22 protein-coding genes are annotated in these 21,634 nt (G+C 60.7%); 2 read left to right on the top strand and 20 right to left on the bottom strand.

The window, feature by feature from the left end; translation table 11 throughout:
- Positions 1-6: 6 nt before the first annotated feature.
- From dgoD to RS887_RS16710, 4 genes are all read right to left on the bottom strand, one after another.
- Positions 7-1,155, bottom strand: coding sequence for a galactonate dehydratase (dgoD, locus tag RS887_RS16725; protein ID WP_322616203.1), 1,149 nt, complete (start codon positions 1,153-1,155; stop codon positions 7-9).
- Positions 1,156-1,203: 48 nt separating this feature from the next.
- Entirely contained in the window at positions 1,204-1,824 is a 621-nt protein-coding gene (locus RS887_RS16720) for a 2-dehydro-3-deoxy-6-phosphogalactonate aldolase (RefSeq protein ID WP_322616202.1), read from the bottom strand.
- Between the two features lie 19 nt (positions 1,825-1,843).
- Positions 1,844-2,836 carry a 2-dehydro-3-deoxygalactonokinase gene (locus RS887_RS16715; RefSeq protein WP_322616201.1) on the bottom strand — a complete coding sequence of 331 codons (993 nt, stop codon included), beginning with the start codon at positions 2,834-2,836 and terminating at the stop codon, positions 1,844-1,846.
- A 199-nt stretch (positions 2,837-3,035) separates the two neighbouring features.
- Positions 3,036-3,518, bottom strand: a complete 483-nt coding sequence (locus RS887_RS16710) for a GNAT family N-acetyltransferase (RefSeq protein ID WP_322616200.1) — start codon at positions 3,516-3,518, stop codon at positions 3,036-3,038.
- A gap of 324 nt (positions 3,519-3,842) precedes the next feature.
- Here RS887_RS16710 and RS887_RS16705 point away from each other — a divergent pair, with 324 nt between their 5' ends.
- Positions 3,843-5,048 (top strand): MFS transporter, encoded by a 1,206-nt coding sequence (locus RS887_RS16705; protein WP_322616199.1) that lies wholly within the window; start codon positions 3,843-3,845, stop codon positions 5,046-5,048.
- A gap of 81 nt (positions 5,049-5,129) precedes the next feature.
- Entirely contained in the window at positions 5,130-5,459 is a 330-nt protein-coding gene (locus RS887_RS16700; protein ID WP_322616198.1) for a hypothetical protein, read from the top strand.
- 131 nt (positions 5,460-5,590) lie between these two features.
- Here RS887_RS16700 and araH read toward each other — a convergent pair whose 3' ends face one another.
- From araH to fabF, 16 genes are all read right to left on the bottom strand, one after another.
- The gene (gene araH / locus RS887_RS16695) at positions 5,591-6,559 is read right to left on the bottom strand and encodes an L-arabinose ABC transporter permease AraH (protein ID WP_322616197.1); all 969 of its coding nucleotides are present in this window, start codon (positions 6,557-6,559) and stop codon (positions 5,591-5,593) included.
- A 12-nt stretch (positions 6,560-6,571) separates the two neighbouring features.
- Positions 6,572-8,110, bottom strand: coding sequence for an L-arabinose ABC transporter ATP-binding protein AraG (araG, locus tag RS887_RS16690; protein ID WP_322616196.1), 1,539 nt, complete (start codon positions 8,108-8,110; stop codon positions 6,572-6,574).
- Positions 8,111-8,175: 65 nt separating this feature from the next.
- Entirely contained in the window at positions 8,176-9,180 is a 1,005-nt protein-coding gene (locus RS887_RS16685) for a substrate-binding domain-containing protein (protein WP_322616195.1), read from the bottom strand.
- 129 nt (positions 9,181-9,309) lie between these two features.
- A complete protein-coding gene (locus tag RS887_RS16680; RefSeq protein ID WP_322616194.1) occupies positions 9,310-10,128 on the bottom strand; it encodes an SDR family oxidoreductase in 819 nt (272 codons plus the stop codon).
- A gap of 264 nt (positions 10,129-10,392) precedes the next feature.
- Positions 10,393-11,277 (bottom strand): SMP-30/gluconolactonase/LRE family protein, encoded by an 885-nt coding sequence (locus RS887_RS16675; protein ID WP_322616193.1) that lies wholly within the window; start codon positions 11,275-11,277, stop codon positions 10,393-10,395.
- A 46-nt stretch (positions 11,278-11,323) separates the two neighbouring features.
- Positions 11,324-12,040 carry a FadR/GntR family transcriptional regulator gene (locus tag RS887_RS16670; RefSeq protein ID WP_322616192.1) on the bottom strand — a complete coding sequence of 239 codons (717 nt, stop codon included), beginning with the start codon at positions 12,038-12,040 and terminating at the stop codon, positions 11,324-11,326.
- A gap of 140 nt (positions 12,041-12,180) precedes the next feature.
- Entirely contained in the window at positions 12,181-12,741 is a 561-nt protein-coding gene (locus tag RS887_RS16665; protein ID WP_322616191.1) for a DUF1285 domain-containing protein, read from the bottom strand.
- 16 nt (positions 12,742-12,757) lie between these two features.
- Positions 12,758-13,366 (bottom strand): DUF4823 domain-containing protein, encoded by a 609-nt coding sequence (locus RS887_RS16660; RefSeq protein ID WP_322616190.1) that lies wholly within the window; start codon positions 13,364-13,366, stop codon positions 12,758-12,760.
- A 262-nt stretch (positions 13,367-13,628) separates the two neighbouring features.
- Positions 13,629-14,597, bottom strand: a complete 969-nt coding sequence (locus RS887_RS16655) for a GTP 3',8-cyclase MoaA (protein WP_322616189.1) — start codon at positions 14,595-14,597, stop codon at positions 13,629-13,631.
- Positions 14,598-14,734: 137 nt separating this feature from the next.
- Positions 14,735-15,373, bottom strand: coding sequence for a TetR/AcrR family transcriptional regulator (locus RS887_RS16650; protein ID WP_111281713.1), 639 nt, complete (start codon positions 15,371-15,373; stop codon positions 14,735-14,737).
- Positions 15,374-15,760: 387 nt separating this feature from the next.
- Positions 15,761-16,549, bottom strand: coding sequence for a TatD family hydrolase (locus tag RS887_RS16645; protein ID WP_322616188.1), 789 nt, complete (start codon positions 16,547-16,549; stop codon positions 15,761-15,763).
- 72 nt (positions 16,550-16,621) lie between these two features.
- On the bottom strand, positions 16,622-17,608 hold the full coding sequence (locus RS887_RS16640; protein ID WP_322616187.1) for a DNA polymerase III subunit delta': 987 nt from the start codon (positions 17,606-17,608) through the stop codon (positions 16,622-16,624).
- Positions 17,601-18,233 (bottom strand): dTMP kinase, encoded by a 633-nt coding sequence (gene tmk, locus RS887_RS16635; protein ID WP_322616186.1) that lies wholly within the window; start codon positions 18,231-18,233, stop codon positions 17,601-17,603. Before tmk ends, RS887_RS16640 begins: the two co-directional genes overlap by 8 nt.
- Positions 18,234-18,252: 19 nt before the next feature.
- A complete protein-coding gene (gene mltG, locus RS887_RS16630; protein ID WP_322616185.1) occupies positions 18,253-19,473 on the bottom strand; it encodes an endolytic transglycosylase MltG in 1,221 nt (406 codons plus the stop codon).
- Between the two features lie 3 nt (positions 19,474-19,476).
- Positions 19,477-20,292, bottom strand: a complete 816-nt coding sequence (gene pabC / locus RS887_RS16625) for an aminodeoxychorismate lyase (protein WP_322616184.1) — start codon at positions 20,290-20,292, stop codon at positions 19,477-19,479.
- The gene (fabF, locus tag RS887_RS16620) at positions 20,292-21,536 is read right to left on the bottom strand and encodes a beta-ketoacyl-ACP synthase II (RefSeq protein ID WP_322616183.1); all 1,245 of its coding nucleotides are present in this window, start codon (positions 21,534-21,536) and stop codon (positions 20,292-20,294) included. Before fabF ends, pabC begins: the two co-directional genes overlap by 1 nt.
- Positions 21,537-21,634 lie beyond the last annotated feature (98 nt).

The following is a 21,634-nucleotide window of genomic DNA, read 5'->3' as shown; positions in this document are numbered from 1 at the left end:
GAGTGATTACCACTCGGCGAAACTGCCATCGGCATGGCGCCAGATCGGGTTGCGCCAGCGGTGACCGATGGCAGAACGTTCGATCACGTATTCTTCATTGATCTCGATACCCAGGCCCGGGCCGTTCGGGATCTTCACGAAGCCCTGGTCGTAGTCGAACACCCGTGGGTCTTTCACGTAGTCGAGCAGGTCGTTGCTCTCGTTGTAATGGATGCCCAGGCTCTGTTCCTGGATGAATGCGTTGTAGCAGGCCGCGTCCAGCTGCAGGCAGGCAGCCAGGGCAATCGGGCCCAGCGGGCAATGCAGCGCCAGCGCCACGTCGTAGGCTTCGGCCATGTTGGCGATCTTGCGCGTCTCGGTGATGCCGCCGGCGTGGGAGGCATCCGGCTGGATGATGTCGACATAGCCTTCGCTGAGAACGCGCTTGAAATCCCAGCGCGAGAACAGCCGCTCACCCAAGGCAATCGGCGTGCTGGTCAGCGGCGCCAGTTCCTTCAGCGCTTCGTAGTTTTCGCTGAGTACCGGCTCTTCGATGAACATCAGCTTGTACGGATCGAGTTCCTTCATCAGTACCTTGGCCATGGGCTTGTGCACCCGGCCATGGAAGTCCACGCCGATACCCACGTTCGGGCCGACCGCATCGCGTACGGCAGCGACATTGGCCAGGGCCTGGTCGACTTTGTCGAACGTGTCGAGGAACTGCAGCTCTTCGGTGCCGTTCATTTTCACCGCAGTGAAGCCACGCTCGACCGCTTCTTTCGCCGCACGCGCCGTGTCTGCCGGGCGGTCGCCGCCGATCCACGAATACACACGAATCTTGTCCCGTACCTGACCACCCAGCAGATCACTGACCGACACACCCAGCGCCTTGCCCTTGATGTCCCACAAGGCCTGGTCGATACCCGCCAGGGCGCTCATGTGGATAGCGCCACCACGGTAGAAGCCGCCGCGATAGAGCACGGTCCAGATGTCTTCGATGTTGCGGGGGTCTTTGCCGATCAGGTAGTCGGACAATTCTTCAACGGCAGCGGCAACGGTGTGGGCACGACCTTCGACCACGGGCTCGCCCCAGCCGGTGACGCCTTCGTCGGTTTCGACCTTGAGGAAGCACCAACGCGGCGGAACGATGAAGGTGGTCAGTTTGGTGATTTTCATCAGGTTGTCTCTCTTGTTATTTGCAGCGCGCTCGGCGCCGGAAAAGTCTTAACGCAGAGCGTTCCATGCAGCGACATAGGCCTTGGCGTTCACGGCCACGTCCTGGGGCGTCATACCCGGCTTGAACAGGCCCGAACCGAGGCCGAAGCCTTTCACACCTGCGTCCATGAACATCTGCATGTTGTCCGCAGTGATGCCGCCGACAGGCACCAGAATGGTTCCCGCCGGTAGCACCGCGAGCCAGGCTTTGACGACTGCCGGCCCCATCTGCTCGGCCGGAAACATCTTCAGCACATCCGCGCCTTCGGCCAGTGCCGCGAAGGCTTCGGTGGGCGTGGCGACACCGGGTGACAGGTACAGGCCGGCCGCTTTCGCCGCTCGCAGTACCTTCGGATCGCTGTGGGGCATGACGATCACCTGACCACCCGCCGCCTTCACTTGCTCGACCTGCTCCGGCGTCAACACCGTGCCCGCACCGATCAGGCAATCGGCAGGCAGGGTACTGCGCAGGATGCGGATACTGTCGTACGGTTCAGGAGAATTGAGCGGCACTTCGATGACGCGAAATCCGGCGGCGTACAGGACTTCGCCGATAGCGGCCGCTTCTTGCGGGTGCAGGCCGCGCAGGATCGCGATCAGGCCGTTCTGCGCCAGCGCTTGTTTGAGCATGTCAGACCTCCAGGCAGAATTAACGGGATGCGGTGGACGTGACCAGGCCGGCGGCGAGCGCCAGTTGCCACAATCCGCGTTCGGTGGCCTGTTCGGCCAGGCTCACCCGGGTAAAACCGCAGGCGTCGAGCGCACGGCTGTAGCGGGCACAGAGTTGGGTATTGCCGATGAGGATGATCGACGGCAGATGCACGCTGTTGCGTCGACGCCGCTGGGCAATGGCCAGGGCCGCCAACTCGTGGCCGATCAACAGGCCGGACAGGTAGTCCGCCTGGGCGGTGGCGCTCAATTCGCCGGTCAGGCCCAGGCTACGGGCGCTGAACATCGTCGACAGCGGACCGGTTTCACCGTCCGCCGACAACGCGACCTGCACGCCGCGATCAAATGCGTCGCCATCGAAAGACCCGCCACGCTGCTGGGTGCGTCCGAGAATGCTGTGCTCGCTGAGCACGGCGAAGACTTCGCCAGTCATGAACGTATCGAAATGCACGATGCAGCCATCGGCCACTTCCACCCACTTCGAATGACTGCCCGGGAGGCCGATCAACAGGTCGGCGCCCGTCTCACCCGCCAGGTTTTGCAGCACACCGAGCACCTGGGTTTCTTCGCCGCGCATCACGTTCGGCAAACGCGCACGCTGGATGACGCCGGGCACTATGTGCACATCGACACCCCGCAGGCTGCGCACTGTTTGCAAGGAAGTACCAAGGTTGGCGACGTTCGCCGGCGTGTCGCGGTAAGCCGCTTCGCGCCACCCCTGGGCGCTGCCGACCATACCGCAGGCAATCACCGGTAATTGCGGCTGCGCATCGAGCCAGTCGCCGCAAGCCTCGTCGAAGGCCAATTCGAAACCATCGGTGCATTCCCGGCCGCCAATGATTCGCGGCGCCTTCGGCAGCTGCATGACCCCCGACGACAGCGTGCGCTGTTCGAGCACCTGGCCGCCTTCAGCCAGTTTGTAAGCACGTAATGAGGTCGTCCCCCAGTCGAGCGCGATCAATTGCGCCTGCATCGCTTCACCTGTTTTGGTTTTTGGCAGTGAGTGAGCGGGACTATAAACCTGGATGCCGGAAAATCTCAATATATAAATACATATCCCATATATTGAGACATGAGCAAAAAAAGATCGCAGCCTTCGGCAGCTCCTACAAAATCGGGTTCACACACCGTCCCCGTAGGAGCTGCCGAAGGCTGCGATCTTTTAAGGGCGATCAATTACCCGCAGCAAAATCCCTCAAGACGGCCCCATCCATCCGATACCGAACCCACTCCTCCTGCGGCTGCGCACCCAGGGATTTGTAGAATTCGATGGCCGGGGTATTCCACTCCAGCACGCTCCATTCGAAACGGCCGCAGTCGTTGGCGCAGGCGATTTTCGCCAGATGCCGCAGCAGGGTCTTGCCCGCACCGCCGCCACGTTGTTCCGGGGTGATGTAGAGGTCTTCGAGGTACAGGCAATTGCTGCCCAGCCAGGTGGAATAGCTGAAGAAGAACACCGCGAAACCGATGGGTGCACCGTCGCGCAGGCAGATCAGGCCATGGGCAGTGGCGCCTTCGCTGAACAGACTGCGCTCGATGTCGGCAACGCTGGCGACGACTTCATGGCGGGCACGTTCGTAGTCGGCCAGTTCAGTGATGAACGCGAGGATTTGCGGTGCGTCACTGGGGGTCGCCGGGCGGATTTCGATCGTCATGGACGTGCCTTGTCAAAAATGGAAAACGCCATACTAAGTCGGCGCGTGGCCTGTGGCGAGGGAGCTTGCTCCCGCTGGGTTGCATCGCAACCCCAAAAGCAGGCAATGCGATCTATCTGAAAAAACAGAGCGGTTGCGACAGGGCCTGCTTCGCAGGCCAGCGGGAGCAATCTCCCTCGCCACATAAAGCTGGATCGCCACAACAGTGCAGATGCTTTACTCCGGCCGGCACTAACCCTGGAATCGATAAACTCGGACCTGACATTCGGGTACTGCGTGGTTAGATAGAGGCGTCGCTCATTTACCCGGTCAAGGAACCGCGTCATGCCTACCGCAACACCCCCTGTCTCAAGCAAGTTGTTCGGCCTGTTTTGCCTCGCCAGCTACCTGTTGTCGTTGTCCTACGGCTCGACGTTTTTGCTGTCGCTGCTGATTGGTTCTCGCGGCGGTAACGAACACGACGCAGGAAGTGTGATTTCGGCGGCGATGTTCAGCACCTTTGCGGCGGTGATTGTTTCCGGTCATTTGTCCGACTTGCTCGGTGCCGCCCGATCGGTGGCACTGTTCGGTGTATTGCTGGTAGCGGCCAGCCTGGGCTTCGCCCTGACCCCGGGCTTTGGCCATCTGCTGTTGTTTTTCGGGCTGCTGCTGGGCCTGGGCTGGGGCGTGTTCTACACCCTCGGGCCGATCATCGTGGCGGGCCTTGTGACACCCGCACAGCGTGCCAGGTACTTCGCCCTGCTGTCGGGCAGCATGATGACCGGGATCGGCAGCGGCCCGTTGCTCGGCCGCGCGGCGAGTGCGCTGGGCTATCCGGTGACCGCGGCGTTTTACCTGGCGGCGCTGGCCAGCCTGATCGGCGTATTGCTGTTCTGGCGTCTGGATCGACAGCTGCAACCGGCGCCCGCGCAATCGAGCAGCGAGTCGCGGATTTCCTGGCGTGCAGCGGGTCAGGTGCTGTCGTCCAGGGCCGTTTTCCCGATCATCATGGTCGGTCTCGGCGGCTGCGTGTTCGGCGGTCTGTCGAGCTTTCAAACCAGTTATGCCGCCGCGCGCTCGCTTGACTATTCGCTGTTCTTCCTCGGCTTCATGAGCGCAGCGATCAGCGGGCGCATGCTGGTTGCCGGTTTCGTGGTCAGGCGCGATCCATTGCGTGCATCGTGCCTGCTTTCGGGGCTGATGCTGGCATCGATCGTGATGTTCGGTTTTGTCGTCGACAGCAGCTTCAGCTACGTGCTGGCGGCGGTGATGCTCGGGATCGGTTACGGCCTGACCTACTCGGTGATCAACGGCCTGGCCGCCAATGAAGCGCCGAACGGCACCACCGCACAATCCTTGCTGCTGTTCAGCCTGTCGTACTTCATCGGCGTGTTCGGCTTTCCCTTGCTGGCCGGGAAGATCATCGTCGAGCAAGGCATGGCCACGCTGTTGCTCACGGTGCTGGCGGTCGCTTCGCTCAACTGGATGATCACCGTGGGCCGGTTGATCTGGCGCCGGGCTACCACCGGCATGGCGCTGCAACAGGCCTGAGCCGTTCGTCGCACATCAGGCACCCTTTGAGAGCATAGGGGGACTAATCAGGTAAGGACTCTACCCGTTGGAGACAACACCATGATCCTGTCCAGGCTGACCGCCCTTGCCCTCACCACCCTGCTGTCCTCTGCCTCGTTCGCCGGGGCCATTGGCTCGGGCACCGGCCCGACCAATCCGGTGGAAAAGCCCAGGGCGCCGGCCATCCAGAGTGCCCCCGGCATGAACACCGATGGCACCACGATCGACCACAAGCTGCCACCGTCCACCGGCACCGACCCGCGGGTTCAAGGCAATGATGCAGGGCGTCAGCGTGGTATGAGTTTGCCAGGCAGCAAAACGCCCAGCAGTGGCGGACTTGGCTCGACCACTAGCGGTGACGCGGGTGACGACGACAGCGACAGCCAATAACTTCCGGTTTGAGGACAACGGAATTGGTCGAGGCGCTGACAAATGGCATGCTGAAGACAGTTGCTCCCACAGGATCTGTGCCGGACCACAATACGATGTGTGAGCGCAGAACCCTGTGGGTGCAATGAGTGTCAGCGCTGCTTCAGACGGTCGATCACGACGGCCAGCAGCAAAATCGAACCCCGAATCACATACTGATAAAACGTATCGATGTTCTTCAGGTTCATCGCATTCTCGATGATCGCCAGGATCAACACTCCGGCAATCACGTGCCGGATCATCCCGATCCCGCCACTCAACGACACCCCGCCCAGCACGCAGGCCGAGATCACCGTCAGCTCGAAACCCTGGCCGATCATCGGCTGTCCCGAGGTCATGCGCGACGCCAGGATGACCCCGGCCAGCGCACCGATCACGCCATGCACGGCGAAGATGATGATCTTGGTCCGGTCGACATTCACCCCGGCCAGCAGCGCCGCTTCCTGGTTGCCGCCAATCGCCATGGTGTTGCGCCCGTAGGTGGTGTAGTTCAGCAGCCAGCCGAAAAACAGGAAGCAGACGATGGTGATCAGGATCGGCACCGGTACGCCGAACATCTGGCCGTTACCGAAGACGAAAAACGATTCCTGGGACACACCCACCGCTTTGCCATTGGCAAAGATGTAAGCCAGGCCACGGACGATCTGCATGGTCGCCAACGTGGTGATCAACGCATTGACCCGTAGTTTGGCGATGACAATGCCGTTGATCAGCCCGACGATCAGCCCCATCACCAGCGCCGCACAGACTCCGAGAAACACGCTGTTGGTGTCGCGCATCACCACCGCTGCGACCACCCCGGCACAGGCGATCACCGAGCCCACCGACAAGTCGAAATGCCCGGACGCCAGGCAATACAACATGGTGCAGGCAGCAATGCCGGTGGTGGAAATCGCCAGGCCCAGGCCGCGCATGTTCAGTGGTGAAAGGAAGTTGTCGATCAGCAAGGTGCAGGCGACAAAGATGCCAACGGCTGCCAGCAGCATCACCCAGTCATCGAGGAAGCGCCGCAGGTCCAGCGGTCTGCGCGTGGTCGGCAGGGTATTGTTTTGGGTTGTCATCATAGTCACCTCTCAGTTCGCCACGCCGTCGGCGCGTTGGCGCGGCAAAGCCAGTTGCAGCAGGTTGGATTCGTTGGCCTGGTCGCGGCTCAGTTCGCCACGCAGCGCGCCTTCACAGAGCACCAGGATACGGTCGGAAATGCCCATGACTTCCATCAAGTCACTGGACACCACGATCACCGCGATCCCCTCCTTCGCCAGGTTATGGATGATCTGGTAGATCTCGGCCTTGGCACCGATGTCGATGCCGCGGGTGGGTTCGTCAAGCAGCAGCACCTTCATCGGCATCGACAGCCAGCGGCCGAGAATGGCCTTCTGCTGATTACCGCCGGAAAGAAACTTGATCGGCTGCCCGGCGTGTGGCGTTTTCACCTTGAGCGCCTTGATCTGCCGGTCGGCGTTGTCCTTTTCCCACAGGCTGCGCAACAGGCAGCCGAAGGTGGAATGGGCGCCGCGTGCGCTGATGTTGATGTTCTCGGCGACGCTGGCCAGCGGCAGGATGCCCTCCTTCTTGCGGTCCTCGGGGCACAACAGGATTCCAGCGGCAATGGCGTCCCGGGGTGAACGCAGCTGCAGTTCATGGCCACGCAGTTCCAGGCGTCCGGCGCTGTTGCGCGCCAGGCCGCTGAGCAGACGCAGCAGCTCGGTGCGACCGGCGCCAACCAACCCGAACAGACCGAGGATTTCGCCTTTGTGTACCTCGAAACTCACCGGCTCGCGTAACCCGGGCCCAAGCAAACCGTCGACCTTGAGTGCCACCGCGCCGCGTTGACGGGGGCGGTAATCGTAGATGTCCTGGATGTCGCGCCCGACCATGCAGGTGACCAGTTGATCGTGGGTCAGTTGGTCCATGTCGTCGAACGTGCGCACGTATCGCCCGTCCTTGAACACCGTCACTGCATCACAGATGCGGAACACCTCTTCCATACGATGGGACACGTAGAGCACCACTTTGCCCTCGTCCCGCAGCCGGCCGATGATCGCCATCAGGCGCTCGATCTCCCGCGCCGAAAGGCTGCTGGTGGGTTCGTCGAAGGCAATCACATGGGCACCACGGGACAACGCCTTGGCGATTTCCACCAGCTGTCGCTGACCGAGGGACAGACGCCCGACTTTCTCCTGCGGGTCGATTTCATCGGCCAGGCCTTTGAGACAGGCCAGAGCCTTTTGGCGCAGGGCAGTGCGATTGATCAGGCCGAAACTGGCTGGCAGATGCCCGAGAAACAGGTTCTCCGCCACGCTCATTTCCGGCACCAGATGCAGCTCTTGGTGAATCACCGCGACGCCACTGCCGATGCTGTCGGCGGTGGACTTGAAGTCCATCGTCCGCTCACCGATCTGCAAGGCACCGCTGCTGGGCGTGTAGGCCCCGCCGAGGATTTTCAGCAGCGTCGACTTGCCGGCGCCGTTCTCGCCCATCAAGGCATGAACCTGACCCGGATGGGCAGTGAAGCTGATGTTGTCCAGCGCCTTCACCCCGGGAAAGGTCTTGCCGATCCCGTTGAAGCGCAAGCTGCCGCTGTGTTGTTGTGTATTTGTTTGCACCTGCATAACCCACCTCTTCAAACCGATCAGGCAGCCCCGTCGCCGAGACCGTCGCGGAAATCAAACGGCCGTCAGTTCCACAGGCCGATCTTTTCCAGTTCCTGCTTGAAGTTGTCGCGGGTGATCAGTGTCACGTCGTCCATGGCCGTGAACTTCGCCGGTTCAGTGCCGGTGGTGACCCACTCGTACATCATGCTCGCGGTGTTGTAGCCCTCGATGTGCGGGCTCGGCAGCATCGAGCCGTAGAAGCCGCTGTCGGGTTTCTTCAGCTCGCCGATGGCGTCGGTACCGTTGATGCCGATGCCGATCACGTTGGCCGCAGCGAAGCCGGCGCTCTCGGTGGCACGCACGCCGCCGAGTACGGTGTTGTCGTTCATGCCGCCGATGATCAGGTTCTTCGCCGCACCCGGCAGTTTCACCAGGGCCGAGTTGGTGGCGTCCATGCTGCCCGGCACATCGAGGGTTTTCAGGGCCGCGAACAGGATGTGATCCTTCGGCATGCCGGCATCTTCCAGGGCCTTGACCGAGCCGTCGGTGCGCTTCTTGCCGGTGTCGAGTTCGTTGTAGGTGTTGATCACCGCATAGGTGTCTTTCCAGTTCCAGCCGCGTTTCTTCGCCTCAGTGGCCATGGCACTGCCCTGCTTCTGGCCGACTTCGAACGCGGCCATGCCGAGGTACGGCACGTCTTCCATGAATTTGCCGCTGGCATCGACGAAACGGTCGTCGACGGCAATCACCTTCAACCCGTTGAGTTTGGCCTTGGCCATGATCGCCGGGCCGAGGGACACGTCCGGCGGGCAGATCACGAACCCCTTGGCGCCATTGGCCGCGAGGCTGTCGATTGCGGAGAGGGTTTTCTCACCGTCCGGCACGGCGATCTTGATCAGGGTGAAACCCTTCTCTTTCCCGGCCTTTTCGGCAAATGCCCATTCGGTCTGGAACCAGGGCTCCTCCGCTTGCTTGACCAGGAAACCGATTTTCACTTCCTCGGCCGCCAGCAGCGTGCTGCTCAGGCTGACCGCCGAGACCGCCAAAGCGGCACAGCACAGGGAACGGATAGCATGACGACGATTCATAAGCAGACTCCTTGTTATTGTTCTTGAGCGTTCTTTGCAATCCAATGGCCGGTAAAACCGCACCACCAATAGTCATATCATATGATGATTGTATTTTAGACGTAGTAAAGCGCCCAAAAAACCGATCACTCAGTCGTGGTACATCACCGAGCGCCCACCATCGATGGTGATGCATGAGGCGTTGATGAACGGCGCTTCATCACTGGCCAGGAACACCGCGGTCATTGCCACTTCGATCGGCTGCCCGATGCGGCGCGGCGGGTGCAGGTCAAACGCGCGCTGGCGTTCGGCGTGGGGGTCGGCGAAACCGTTCCAGTAATCGATGTTGATCTGGGTTTCGATGTAGCCCGGTGCGATGGCATTGACGCGGATGCCCCTGGACGCATATTCGATGCCCAGCGCGCGGGTCAGGCCGAGCAGGCCGTGCTTGGCCACCGGGTACGGGAAGCAGCCCGGAATGATGTGGGAGGAATGGGTGGAGGCGATGTTGATGATGCTGCCGATGCCCTGCTCGATCATCTGCGGCAACACCGCCTTGCAGCCGTACCAGGCACCGTCCAGGTCAATGGCAAAGCAGCGGCGCCAGTCTTCCTCGGTCATTTCCAGCGGATCACGGAACACGTTGACCCCGGCGCAGTTGACCAGCACATCGATCCGGCCGTGCAGGTCGATTGCCAGCCTGGCCATGGCCTGCAGATCCTGCTGTCGCGACACGTCGGCCTTGATCGCCACCACATCGGCGCCTTGACCGCGCCAGTGCGCCGCGACCTTCTCGACTTTCTCGGCCTGAATGTCGCAGATGATCAGCCTGGCTTGCTGGGACGCAAAGGTCGCCACAATCGCTTCGCCAATCCCCTGGGCGGCACCGGTCAGCAATACGACCTTGTTTTTCAGGCGTTCGCCCTTCGGTGGTTCGGGCACCGGTGGCAATGACAACGGTTCAGCCATGGATCAGGACTCCTGTTCGAAATCACGACGAAAACCGGGCATCTGTCGATGTCCGGTCAAAAGGCGCTGGGTAGGAAACAGGTGAGTGCGAAAACGTTTCAGCCCGGAAACGTTCTGAGGCACAGGCTCCGCAAGGGAGCACGGGGGAACTTCGCTGCATCACTTCACCTGTTTTGTTTTTTTAAGTGTGAGTGCATGTCACTGGTGAGGCTGACTATAAACCCAGCCCGTTTAAAATCTCAATATATATATTTACATCCCATATTATGGGACCAACCCAGCAAAACGCGTGCAACTCTTTCCAGGCACATCCACTGCAATCGCCAACACAGCCCCGTCCAACGGATGGCCCAGCGGACTTGCCGCGCTGGTGATGTACAGGGTTTTCAGGCCCGCACCGCCGAACACGCAACTGGTGGGACGGCTGATCGGCAGTTCGATGATCCGATCGACTTTGCCGTCAGGGCTCAACCTGAGCAGGCAGTGGCCGTCCCAACGGGCATTCCAGATAAAACCTTCGGTATCCATCGCCGAACCGTCCGGGACGCCGCGTCTGTGCGGGCCAAACCAGGGTTGCGCGGGTTCGAGATTGCCGTCGGTGCGAATGAAATGTCGGTACAAGGTGCCATCGAGGCTGTCACCGAAATAAACGCGGGTGCCGTCATCGCTCCACAACAGCGTATTGGGGATGCCCAGCCCTCGGAGCAGCCGCATGACTCGAGCGTCCCGATCAATGCGGAACAACCCACCGGAGCGCCGTTCGACGGGCAAGTCTTCACCCCGCTCGTCGATGTTGTTTTGCATGGTGCCGAGCCAGAGCCGGCCCTGGGCATCGCAGCGGGCTTCGTTGGGGCGGTTGCCCGGTTGCGGATCGGCGACGCAGAACAATGTCAGGCGCGGGTCCAGGCCGGGTGAGTCCAGGTCCAGCCGATACACGCCACTGCTCAGCGTCACCAGGGCGTCGCCGCTGGCGCAGGGGATGAACGCCGATACATGCTCCGGCATCTGCCAGATCTGCACATTGGCGCCGATCAGCCGCAACGCCTGTTTACCGGCAATATCCACCCAATACAGGGCCTGGGTCGGCGCATCCCAGAACGGGCCCTCGCCCAGTTTCGCCCGATGCCCGGTAACCGCCGTCAACGTCATGAAACCTCCTGCATTGTTCTTGTTTTTATGGTGTAGGAGCTAGCTGTCAGCTCGCTTTTCTATCGGCCATGACTTGCGGGTAGTAACGCTTGATCGCCAGGGCAGCGTTATCGATCAGGGTCATGCAGGCCCAGACACCTCGGGCGGTATCACGGGCCGCGATGGCGTCGGCCAGGTCCCGGTGAATCGGCAACGTACGACGCAGTTCATCCGGGTCGGCGGCGGACACTTCGAAGGCCACCGCCAGTAATGCGCCGAGGGCGGGAACCATTTGTTCGATGAATTGATTGTGGCTGGCAGCGAGGATGCACTCGTGAAAGAACTGGTCGGCACGGTTGTAGTCAATGCCGCTGTCCACCGCCCGCTCCAGCGCGTTGCAGGCCATCAGGATAGCGTCCACCTGCTCGCCCGTTGCGCGCTCGCAAGCCCAGCGCACGGCCATCGGCTCGATGGTGCGGCGCAGGTCGAGCAGATCGTCGACGAAGTTTTCCGGCAAGCCGCTGCGCGACAACCAGCCGACGACTTGGGGATCGAAGAGGTTCCAGCGCCGCACCGGCAACACCCGCGTGCCGACTTTCGGACCGACCTCGAGCATGCCTTTGGCAACCAGGGTCTTGATCGCTTCGCGGATGACCGTGCGGCTCACGCCAAGTTGTTCGCCGAGATCGGCTTCGACCTTGAGCGACTCACCCGGCTTGACCTGCCCCGTGGCAAGCCAGCATCCCAGCCAGTCAACCGTCGACGTGTGAAAGCTGCTGGACATGGACACCTCAAAGCCGTTCGCAATGGAAGTCCACGCTAATCATCATACGATTGGATGTCAATTAAAAAAGATCGCAGCCTGCGGCAGCTCCTACAGGGGAATGTGGACTCCTGTAGGAGCTGCCGCAGGCTGAGATCTTTTCAGGGTTCGAGACCGATGGGGAAAAACTCGCCGCCACTCCAGACACCGAGCCAGCGCTGGCCGTCGATTTCGCGACTCACCGCCAGCTCCACGAGTTGATAGAACACATTGCGGTGAATCAATGCTTCAAGATTGCTGCGCACATGCACGTAAGGCGCTGGCTCCTGCGTTACCGCGTCGATGACCACCCGCATCGGGTGCCCGGCACCGGCCTCGGTGGTTTCATCGACGTTGGTGGTAAAGCGCAACACCTGCGCCTCGCCCTCGCCTTCCACGTCCACCGCAATCGCCACGAACGGCGCATCGTCGACCTTGATGCCGACTTTTTCGACCGGCGTGATCAGGAAATAATCATCGCCATCTCGGCGAATGATGGTGGAGAACAATTTGACCATCGGCTTGCGCCCGATCGGCGTGCCCAGGTAATACCAGGTGCCGTCCCGGGCGATGCGCATGTCGATGTCGCCGCAGAAATCGGGATTCCACAGGTGCACCGGCGGCAAGCCTTTGGTCTTGGGGATTTGCCCCAGCAGGTCGTTGGCTTTTTGCGGGCCACTCATGGCGTTCTCCTTGGCATTACTGGTCGCTGAGCCCCAGCAGGCTGCGCGCATATTGTTCCAGCGGCGGGCCCATCAGGTCTTCGGGTTTTTTATCGTGGAACGTCAGTAAACCGCCACGACTCTTGATGGTTGCAGTATCAATCAAATACTGGGTGCTGGTCTCGATCAACATGATCTGAATCATACCGCTGTCGATGCCGAGGCGGTCCAGCGCTTCCTGATCCAGCCACTCGTCAGAGTTGCCGATACGGTCGTCAGACTTGGCAAATCGGGTGTAGAGCAGATAGTGCGCACCGGCGGCACGGGCTTCGCCCATGGCCTGGTCGAGGCCTTCCGGTGTGCGGGCACGACGGACCATCGGGAAGTATTCGACGAAGCCATCGAACGCGACTTCGGCAATCACGTTGGGCCGTGGGTAAAGGGCGCTGCCCGGCGGCAAGAAAGCGCCCTGGGCGATGTAGACGAATGAGTCCGGCTGAATGCGCAGGTTGTTTACGCGACGGCTGTCGCTGTGATCGAGCAACCCCGCATCGCTCATATGGTATCGAGTCCCTTCGGCCATATCGCTGACGCTCATGCAGCCACCAAGCGCCAAAACGGCCAGCAGCAAAACCAGGCTACGCATCCTATCCTCCAGAGGCCAGTGTCGGAAAACCGGCGAATGGTCGCAGGATGCAGCTTCCGCGCCAGTCCTTGAGCCCGTTCAGACATCGGGATTGAGAATGATGATGTGTGGCGAGGGAGCTTGCTCCCGCTCGGCTGCGCAGCAGTCGTAAAACTGCTGAATGCGATATGTCTGTTTTAACTTGGGAATGGTTTGGGGTTGCTTCGCAACCCAGCGGGAGCAAGCTCCCTCGCCACAAAAGCACCCGGGTACAAAGTCCGGTTCAACCGCCGATAATCTTCATGACAGTCGCTCCACCAGAGAACGCCACTTCCTGCTTGTCGCCCAAGGCCTTCACCAGAAGGCGTTGCAAGGCCGGCAGCGCCTGGTGACGGGGCTTGTCCATCAGGTCGCCGATGTAATGGCGATTGCTCGACGACAGGCAGCCATGCAGCCACCCGGTAGAGGACAGACGCAGTCGCGAGCAGGTACGGCAGAAAGGCACACTTTCGTTAGCGATCACGCCAAAATAACCCTGGCCGGGAATTTCATAGCGAACGGCCGTCGCATCGATCGGGGCATCGGCCTGCAGGTATTCGTAGCGCTCGCCGATCAGGCTCAGCAGTTGCTGGAGGCTGACGAACTGTTGCACAAAGGCATTGGAATCATTGGCCAGGTGGCCCATGCGCATCAGCTCGATGAAGCGCAGCTCATAACCGCGCTCCAGACAGTAGTCGAGCAACGGCATCACTTGATCGAGGTTCTGCCCGCGCAGCGGCACCATGTTGACCTTGATCTTCATGCCGGCCGCACTGGCCTCGCTCATGCCATTGAGCACAGTGGCCAGGTCGCCGCCCCGGGCAATGCCACGGAATGCACTGGCGTCGAGGGTATCGAGAGAGACGTTGAGGCGCCGGATGCCGGCGTCCACCAGCAGCGGCAGTTTCTTCGCCAGCAACTGACCATTGGTGGTCAGGCTGATGTCTTCCAGGCCCATCTTCCCGACTGCCGTCATGAACGCCTCGAGTTTCGGGCTGACCAGCGGTTCGCCGCCGGTAATGCGCAGACGCTCGATCCCCGCCGCCTCAATCAGATAAGCCACACCGCGCGCCATGGCGTCGGCCGACAATTCATCCTGCGCAGCCACCAGCCGCTTGCCGTTGGGCACGCAGTAGGTACAGGCGTAATTGCAGGCGGAGGTCAGACTGATTCGCAAGTTGCGAAAACGCCTGCCTTGACGGTCAACGATCATGGTCACTCCGGCGGAAGAATATCGGGCCGCTAAAACTTGACTCAGAAATCAAGTTTTAGCAAGTCCTCTACCTGAGTATATTCCTGCGGTACCGCGCCAAGTAGCGAAATCATGGCGCAATAAGGCAACTGAATGGCTCAGCTGCTCGGCGTGTCGGTGTCGCGCTTGCGCTTGTTGCCCATGCGCACGCCGATGTCCATGAGGAACTGGAAGAAACCCTCCTGGTCTTCCAGCACGTTGCTCCAGAACGGCGAGTGATACAGCGCGACGGCACCGTGCACCAGCGCCCAGGACGCGCAGTAATGGAAGTAAGGTGGCACGTCTTCAAGCTTGCCTTCGCTGATCCGGCCCTTGATCAGCAGAGTCAGGCGGTCGAAGTTCGAGGCACGGATCTTGTGCAGTTCCTCGATCATCTCCGGCACCTGGTTGCCCTTGACCACTTTCTCTTCGAGGCGGTCGAACAGGCGATAGCGTTGAGGATCGCGCATGCGGAATTCGAAGTACGCACGGGACAGGGCTTCCTTGTCCTTGTCGACATCGGCCGAATGCAGCAATGCGTTCAAATCGCGCTCGTAGTCGAGCATCAGGCGCAGATAGATTTCCGCCTTGGATTTGAAGTGCTTGTAGATCGTGCCTTTGCCGATACCGACGGCATCAGCAATCATCTCGACGGTGACACTGTCTTCACCTTGTTCGAGGAACAGCTTGAGCGCGGTATCGAGAATTTCCTGCTCGCGGCGACGAAACTCACGGACCTTACGAGGTTCTTTATGCATAAGAAAAGGTCTGTCGGGGTCAAAATTCGAAGCCGCGTATTATGCCTAACTTGCGCAAAAATGCACGGATCATCCGACCATATCTGCGCTTTCTGGTCATTCCGCGCACGCTTACAGCTTGATGAGAACTCTTCCGAAGCGCACGTATTCCAAATTTGTTTAAAAACCCGTGCCACCAAACTGGACTAGGCGCAATCCTGATCAATACTTGAACTGTCGGCGGGGCATCTCCCCCAAGTGTCACGCTGATATTGGTACCAACGGACCGCGTGCCATTGTTTTACTCCTAATGGTCTTAACCCGGATTCACCCCCCAGAACCCGGGTTTTTTTTGCCTGCGATTTAACCTTGTGGGAGCGAGCCTGCTTGCGAAAGCGGCTTCGAACCCTAAGCTGATTTCACATGCGCCAACGGAAACAACCGCTTGAAGTTCTCAGTGGTCTGCTCGGCAAACCGCTCGTAGGATTCACCGCGCAACATTGCCAGAAATTCCGCTACTTCACGCACGTACTGCGGCAGGTTTGGCTTACCTCGATGGGGAATCGGTGCCAGGTATGGCGAGTCGGTTTCTACCAGCAATCGGTCGGCCGGCACCTTGCTGGCCACATCGCGCAACGCATCGGCATTGCGGAAAGTGACAATCCCGGACAGGGAAATGTAATAGCCCATGTCCAGCGCGGCCTTCGCCATTTCCCAGTCTTCGGTAAAGCAATGCAATACGCCCGCCTGGGGCAGCGCCGCCTCACGCAGCAAGTCCAGGGTATCGGTGCGGGCGCCACGGGTGTGGATGATCACCGGCTTGCCGGTCTGCTGCGCCGCTTGCAGGTGCAGGCGAAAGGATTCCTGCTGCAACTGCGCCGCTTCCGGCTCGTAATGGTAATCGAGGCCGGTTTCGCCGATGGCGACCACACGCGGGTGATTGAGCTCCTGCAACAGCCAGTCCAGCGCTGGCGCGGCACCCGGCTGCACATCCAGAGGGTGTACGCCCACCGAGCAGTCGACGTCGTCATAGCGTTCGGCCAGGGCCTTGACGTCGGCCGCGTTGTCCGCGCTGACACCAATACACAGAAAGTGCCCTACCCCGCGTTGCCGGGCAGCCTCCAGGGCAGCATCCAGGGAGCCGTCGTGGGCGGCCAGGTCAAGGCGATCGAGGTGACAATGGGAATCTACGAGCATAGGGGGCTGCAACTTACATCGAATGGGTGGGACGGTCGGGTATTCTGATATTCAGAGTCTAGGCGCAGGCAGTCATCTTTGGGCAGGCAACGACGCCCATTGCACCAGCAATGCCTCCAGCAGCAAGGCCGGATTGAGGTTGGCCTTGCTCAAGACTTTCTGGCGCTGGGCGAGGATCCAGTCCTGAATATCGAGGACTTTGCCCTGGGCGCTTTTCTGCGCCAGGTATTGCACGACTTTGCGCATGTCGGCCAGGCCGAGGCCGGCTTCGTCCTGGGTCAACTGATAACGCAGGATCAGGCTCGACCAATCGCAGAACCAATCGAACAGGCGCAACATCGGAATGTTCTTCCATTCTTCGGCCAGTTGCGTCGGCGACTGCTGTTGCTTGAGGAGTTTTTTCACCCCTTCGACCACTTGCGTGCGCTGTTCACGCACGCCCTGGGCCTGAAGATTGACCGCCGCCAGTGGCGAACCGGCAGCCAGCGTCAGCAGTTCGACGCGCTCTTCTTCGGAACACTCAGGCAACGCCTGAGCCAGCCACTTCAAGCTCATGGCCTCGCCCGGCAGCGGACAGGCCTGTTGAACGCAACGACTCTTGATGGTTGGCAACAAGCGGCTCGGCTGGTGACTGACCAGCAACAGAACCGTATCGCCGGACGGTTCTTCAAGGCTCTTGAGCAAGGCGTTGGAGGCGTTGATGTTCATCGACTCGACCGGCTCGATCAGCACCACCTTGCGCCCGCCCAACTGCGCGGTCTGCACCACGAAGCTGACCAGATCGCGAACCTGATCGACCTTGATCGCCTTGTCGGCTTCTTCCGGCTCCAGGATGTAGTTATCCGGGTGGCTGCCAGCCTTGAGCAGCAGGCAGGATTTGCATTCGCCGCAGGCATCCAGCGCGATCGGACGCTGGCACAGCAAGCTGGCCATCAGGCGCTCGGCCAGTGCCCGCTTGCCGATTCCGGTCGGGCCATGCAGCAGGTAGGCGTGCGCATGCTGGGCGCGACCCGCCAGGTGCTGCCAAAGGGTTTCCTGCCACGGATAGGCCTCAGCCACGGCTCAACTCCAGCAGGCGCGGCAACAAGGCATCTAGCGATTGCTGAACCTGCACCAAGGGTTGGGCAGCATCGACCAGCATATAACGCGCCGGATCCGCCTCGGCCCGCTTGAGGAAGGCATTGCGCACGGCATCGAAAAAGGCCCGGCCTTCGAGCTCGAAGCGATCCAGACGACCGCGAGCGCTGGCGCGGGCCAGACCCACCTCGACAGGTAGATCGAAAATCAGCGTGAGGTCCGGGCGCAGATCGCCTTGAACGAAGGTTTCCAGAGTCGCGATGCGCTCCAGCGACAAGCCGCGACCACCGCCCTGGTAGGCGTATGTCGAATCGGTAAAACGATCACACAAGACCACGGCACCACGGGCCAGCGCCGGGCGAATCACTTCAGCCAGGTGCTGGGCACGCGCGGCGAACACCAACAGCAACTCGGTATCCGGGTTCATGACTTCGTCGACGGGAGCCAACAGAACCTCACGGATGCGCTCGGCCAACGGCGTGCCGCCCGGCTCGCGGGTCAGCACCACCTCGATGCCGGCAGCGCGCAAGCGCTCGGCCAGGTATTCGCGATTGGTGCTCTTGCCGGCGCCTTCCGGGCCTTCCAGAGTAATAAACAAGCCAGTCACAGGCAGTCCTTAGTCAGAGTCATTGCGGGCTTTTCGGTGCGCTTGCATCGGGCTCCGGCGTTTCAGGGGGCGGTGCAGGATCTTGCGGCTGCGCCTCGGGAGCCGTGCTCGGTGAAGCGGCCGGAGTCTGCGCCAGCTCCTGCGAAGCCTTGGCCTCCTGCGTACCGGTTTGTTCAGTTCCGGTTGGCGGCGTCTCGGGTGCGGTAGCTGGCGCCGGGCTCGAACGGTAATCGGCGCGACGCTTGAGCTGGAACTCCTTCACGGCATTGTTGTGGGCATCCAGGTCATCGGAGAACACGTGCGTGCCATCACCGCGCGCCACGAAGTAAAGGCTGCTGCCCTCCACCGGATTGAGTGCCGCATGGATGGCTTCGCGACCGACCATCGAAATCGGCGTCGGCGGCAGGCCTGCATTCATGTAGGTGTTATAGGGCGTCGCTTCCTTGAGGTGAGCCCGGGTCAGTTTGCCGCTGTAGCGCTCGCCGAGGCCGTAGATCACCGTCGGATCGGTCTGCAACAACATGCCTATTGCCATGCGCCGTACAAACACGCCGGCAATCTGCCCGCGCTCCTGGGGTACGCCGGTTTCCTTCTCGACCAGCGAGGCCATGATCAGCGCTTGATAGGGTTCAGTGTACGGCGCATCCGCGGCACGCTGCTCCCATTCCTTGGCGAGCACTTCGTCGAGGCGGTCGTAAGCGGTTTTCAGCAGCTCGATGTCGGACATGCCGCGCACGTAACGATAGGTGTCAGGGAAGAAGCGCCCTTCCGGAAAAATTCCGGTGTGGCCAAGCTTGTCCATGACCTGGCTATCGCTCAAACCGTTGAGGCTATGGTCGAGCTTCTCTTCCTTGGCCAGCGCTGCGCGGACCTGGCGAAAATTCCAGCCTTCGACCAGGGTCAGGCTGTACTGAACCATTTCCCCGCGTTTCCACAGGTCGATCAGGCCTTCGACGGTCATGCCCGGTTGCATGCGATATTCGCCGCTGTGCAGGGGTTGTTTGGCGAGATTGAAGCGCCAATACACGCGCAGCCAGAATGCGTCCTTGATGACGCCATTGGCTTCGAGTCGATAGAAGGTGCGGGTCGGCGTGGTGCCCTTGGGCACATTCAGCAATTGTTCCTGGGCAATGTTCAGCGGCTGTACCAGCGCCGAATGAATTTTCCAGGCTGAAGCACCCATCAGCAGCCCCGCCAGAACCACTCCAGTTTCCAGCAGCAGCAAGAGTTTACGTCTCACGTATCAAGCATCCAGTAGCACACGGGCAATGGTTTGAAGTTTACGGGTGAGCGGCCCAACCGGCCAGTGAAGAGCAGCATAGGCGCGCACCGGCCAGATACCATACACGCTGTTGCAGACAAAGACTTCGTCAGCCCATTGCAGCTGTTCGAGGGGGATATCGGTGATTTGCGTGGGGATTCCCAGCGACTTGGCCTGAAACAATATTTCGGCGCGCATCACGCCTGCCACGCCGCAGCGCTTGAGGTCAGCAGTGATGAGCACGCCATCACGCACCAGGAACAGATTGCTGAACACACCTTCAATCACGCGCCCGGCCTGATCGAGCATCAAGCCTTCGGCATGCTCGGTGTCCTGCCATTCCGCGCGGGCGAGGACTTGTTCAAGACGATTCAGGTGCTTGAGGCCGGCCAGTAATGGCTGCCTGGACAATCGCGTGGCGCAAGGGAACAAACGAACACCCTGCTCACCATGCGCGGCAGGGTAAGCCGCAGGTGGATTGCCTTGCAGAATGCGTCGGGCCTGAGCCGAAGGATCGGGGGCGTAACCGCGCAGACCGTCGCCACGGGTGAGGATCAGCTTGAGCACCCCATCACCCAGTGCTGCGGCGTAGGCCAGCAATTCGCTGCGGATCAGCTCATGCTCGGCTGTTATTGCCAAACGCGAACAGCCTTCCGTCAGACGCGACAGATGCCGGTCCAGCAACACTGGCTGCCCGTTGCGCACGGCGATGGTCTCGAACAGACCATCGCCATAAGCCAGGCCGCGATCCTTCAGCGACAAAGCGTCAGCCGGCTGACCGTCGACCCAGCTGTCCATCAGCCTGCGAACCGGCGGAACACCAGCGAGCCGTTGGTGCCGCCAAAACCGAAGGAGTTGGAAACGACCACATCGATATCCATGTTGCGCGCCGTGTGCGGCACGAAATCGAGGTCGCAGCCTTCGTCCGGCTCATCGAGGTTGATGGTCGGCGGCGCTACCTGGCTGTTGATTGCCAGCACACTGAAGATCGCCTCGACCGCGCCCGCCGCACCCAGCAGGTGACCGGTCATGGACTTGGTGGAACTGACGGCCAGCTTGTAGGCGTGCTCGCCGAACACCGACTTGATCGCATTGACTTCAGCCAGGTCGCCTGCGGGAGTCGAGGTGCCGTGGGCGTTGATGTACTGCACTTGATCGCCATTGATTCTGGCATCGCGCAGCGCATTGGTAATGCAGCGCGCAGCACCCGCGCCATCGGCTGGCGGCGACGTCATGTGGTAAGCGTCGCCACTGGTGCCGAAGCCGATCAGCTCGGCATAGATGGTCGCGCCACGCGCCTTGGCGTGCTCGAGCTCTTCCAGCACCAGCGCACCGGCGCCATTGGACAATACGAAGCCATCGCGACCCTTGTCCCATGGACGACTGGCACGGGTCGGCTCGTCGTTGCGGGTCGACAGCGCGCGGGAGGCACCGAAGCCGCCCATGCCCAGACCGCAGGCCGCCATCTCGGCGCCGCCGGCAATCATCACGTCGGCTTCGTCGTACATGATGTTGCGGGCCGCCATGCCAATGCAGTGGGTACCGGTGGTACAGGCCGTGGCGATGGCGTAGTTAGGTCCCTGTGCCCCCAGATGGATCGACAGGAAACCGGAAATCATATTGATGATCGAGCCTGGCACGAAGAACGGGGAAATCCGTCGTGGGCCGGTCTCGTGCAGCGTGCGGGCGGTTTCTTCGATATTGGTCAGACCGCCAATACCCGAGCCCATGGCCACGCCGATACGCTCACGGTTGGCATCAGTAACTTCCAGACCTGCGTTGCGTACCGCCTGAAAACCTGCGGCCAGGCCGTACTGAATGAACAGGTCGAGCTTGCGGGCTTCCTTGAGCGACAGGTATTCCTCGACATTGAAGCCCTTTACCGAGCCGCCAAAACGGGTGGAATAGGCAGAAAGGTCGGTGTGTTCGATCAGACCAATGCCACTGCGGCCAGCCAGAATGCCCTGCCAGCTGCTCGGCACATCCGTGCCCAGTGGCGACAACATACCCATACCGGTGACTACGACGCGTCTACGCGACACAGCACTCTCCTTTTTCAAATGACGACTTTGCATCAGGCCTAAAGAAAAAACCGCACGCCATGATGGCAGTGCGGTTTTTCCATGACAGCGAGCAACGA

The sequence above is a fragment of the Pseudomonas sp. BIC9C genome, assembly GCF_034541995.1.
Taxonomy (GTDB): Bacteria; Pseudomonadota; Gammaproteobacteria; order Pseudomonadales; family Pseudomonadaceae; genus Aquipseudomonas; species Aquipseudomonas fluorescens_CC.
The sequence above is the reverse complement of the archived record's forward strand: the minus strand, read 5'-3'. Positions and strand labels throughout refer to the sequence as shown.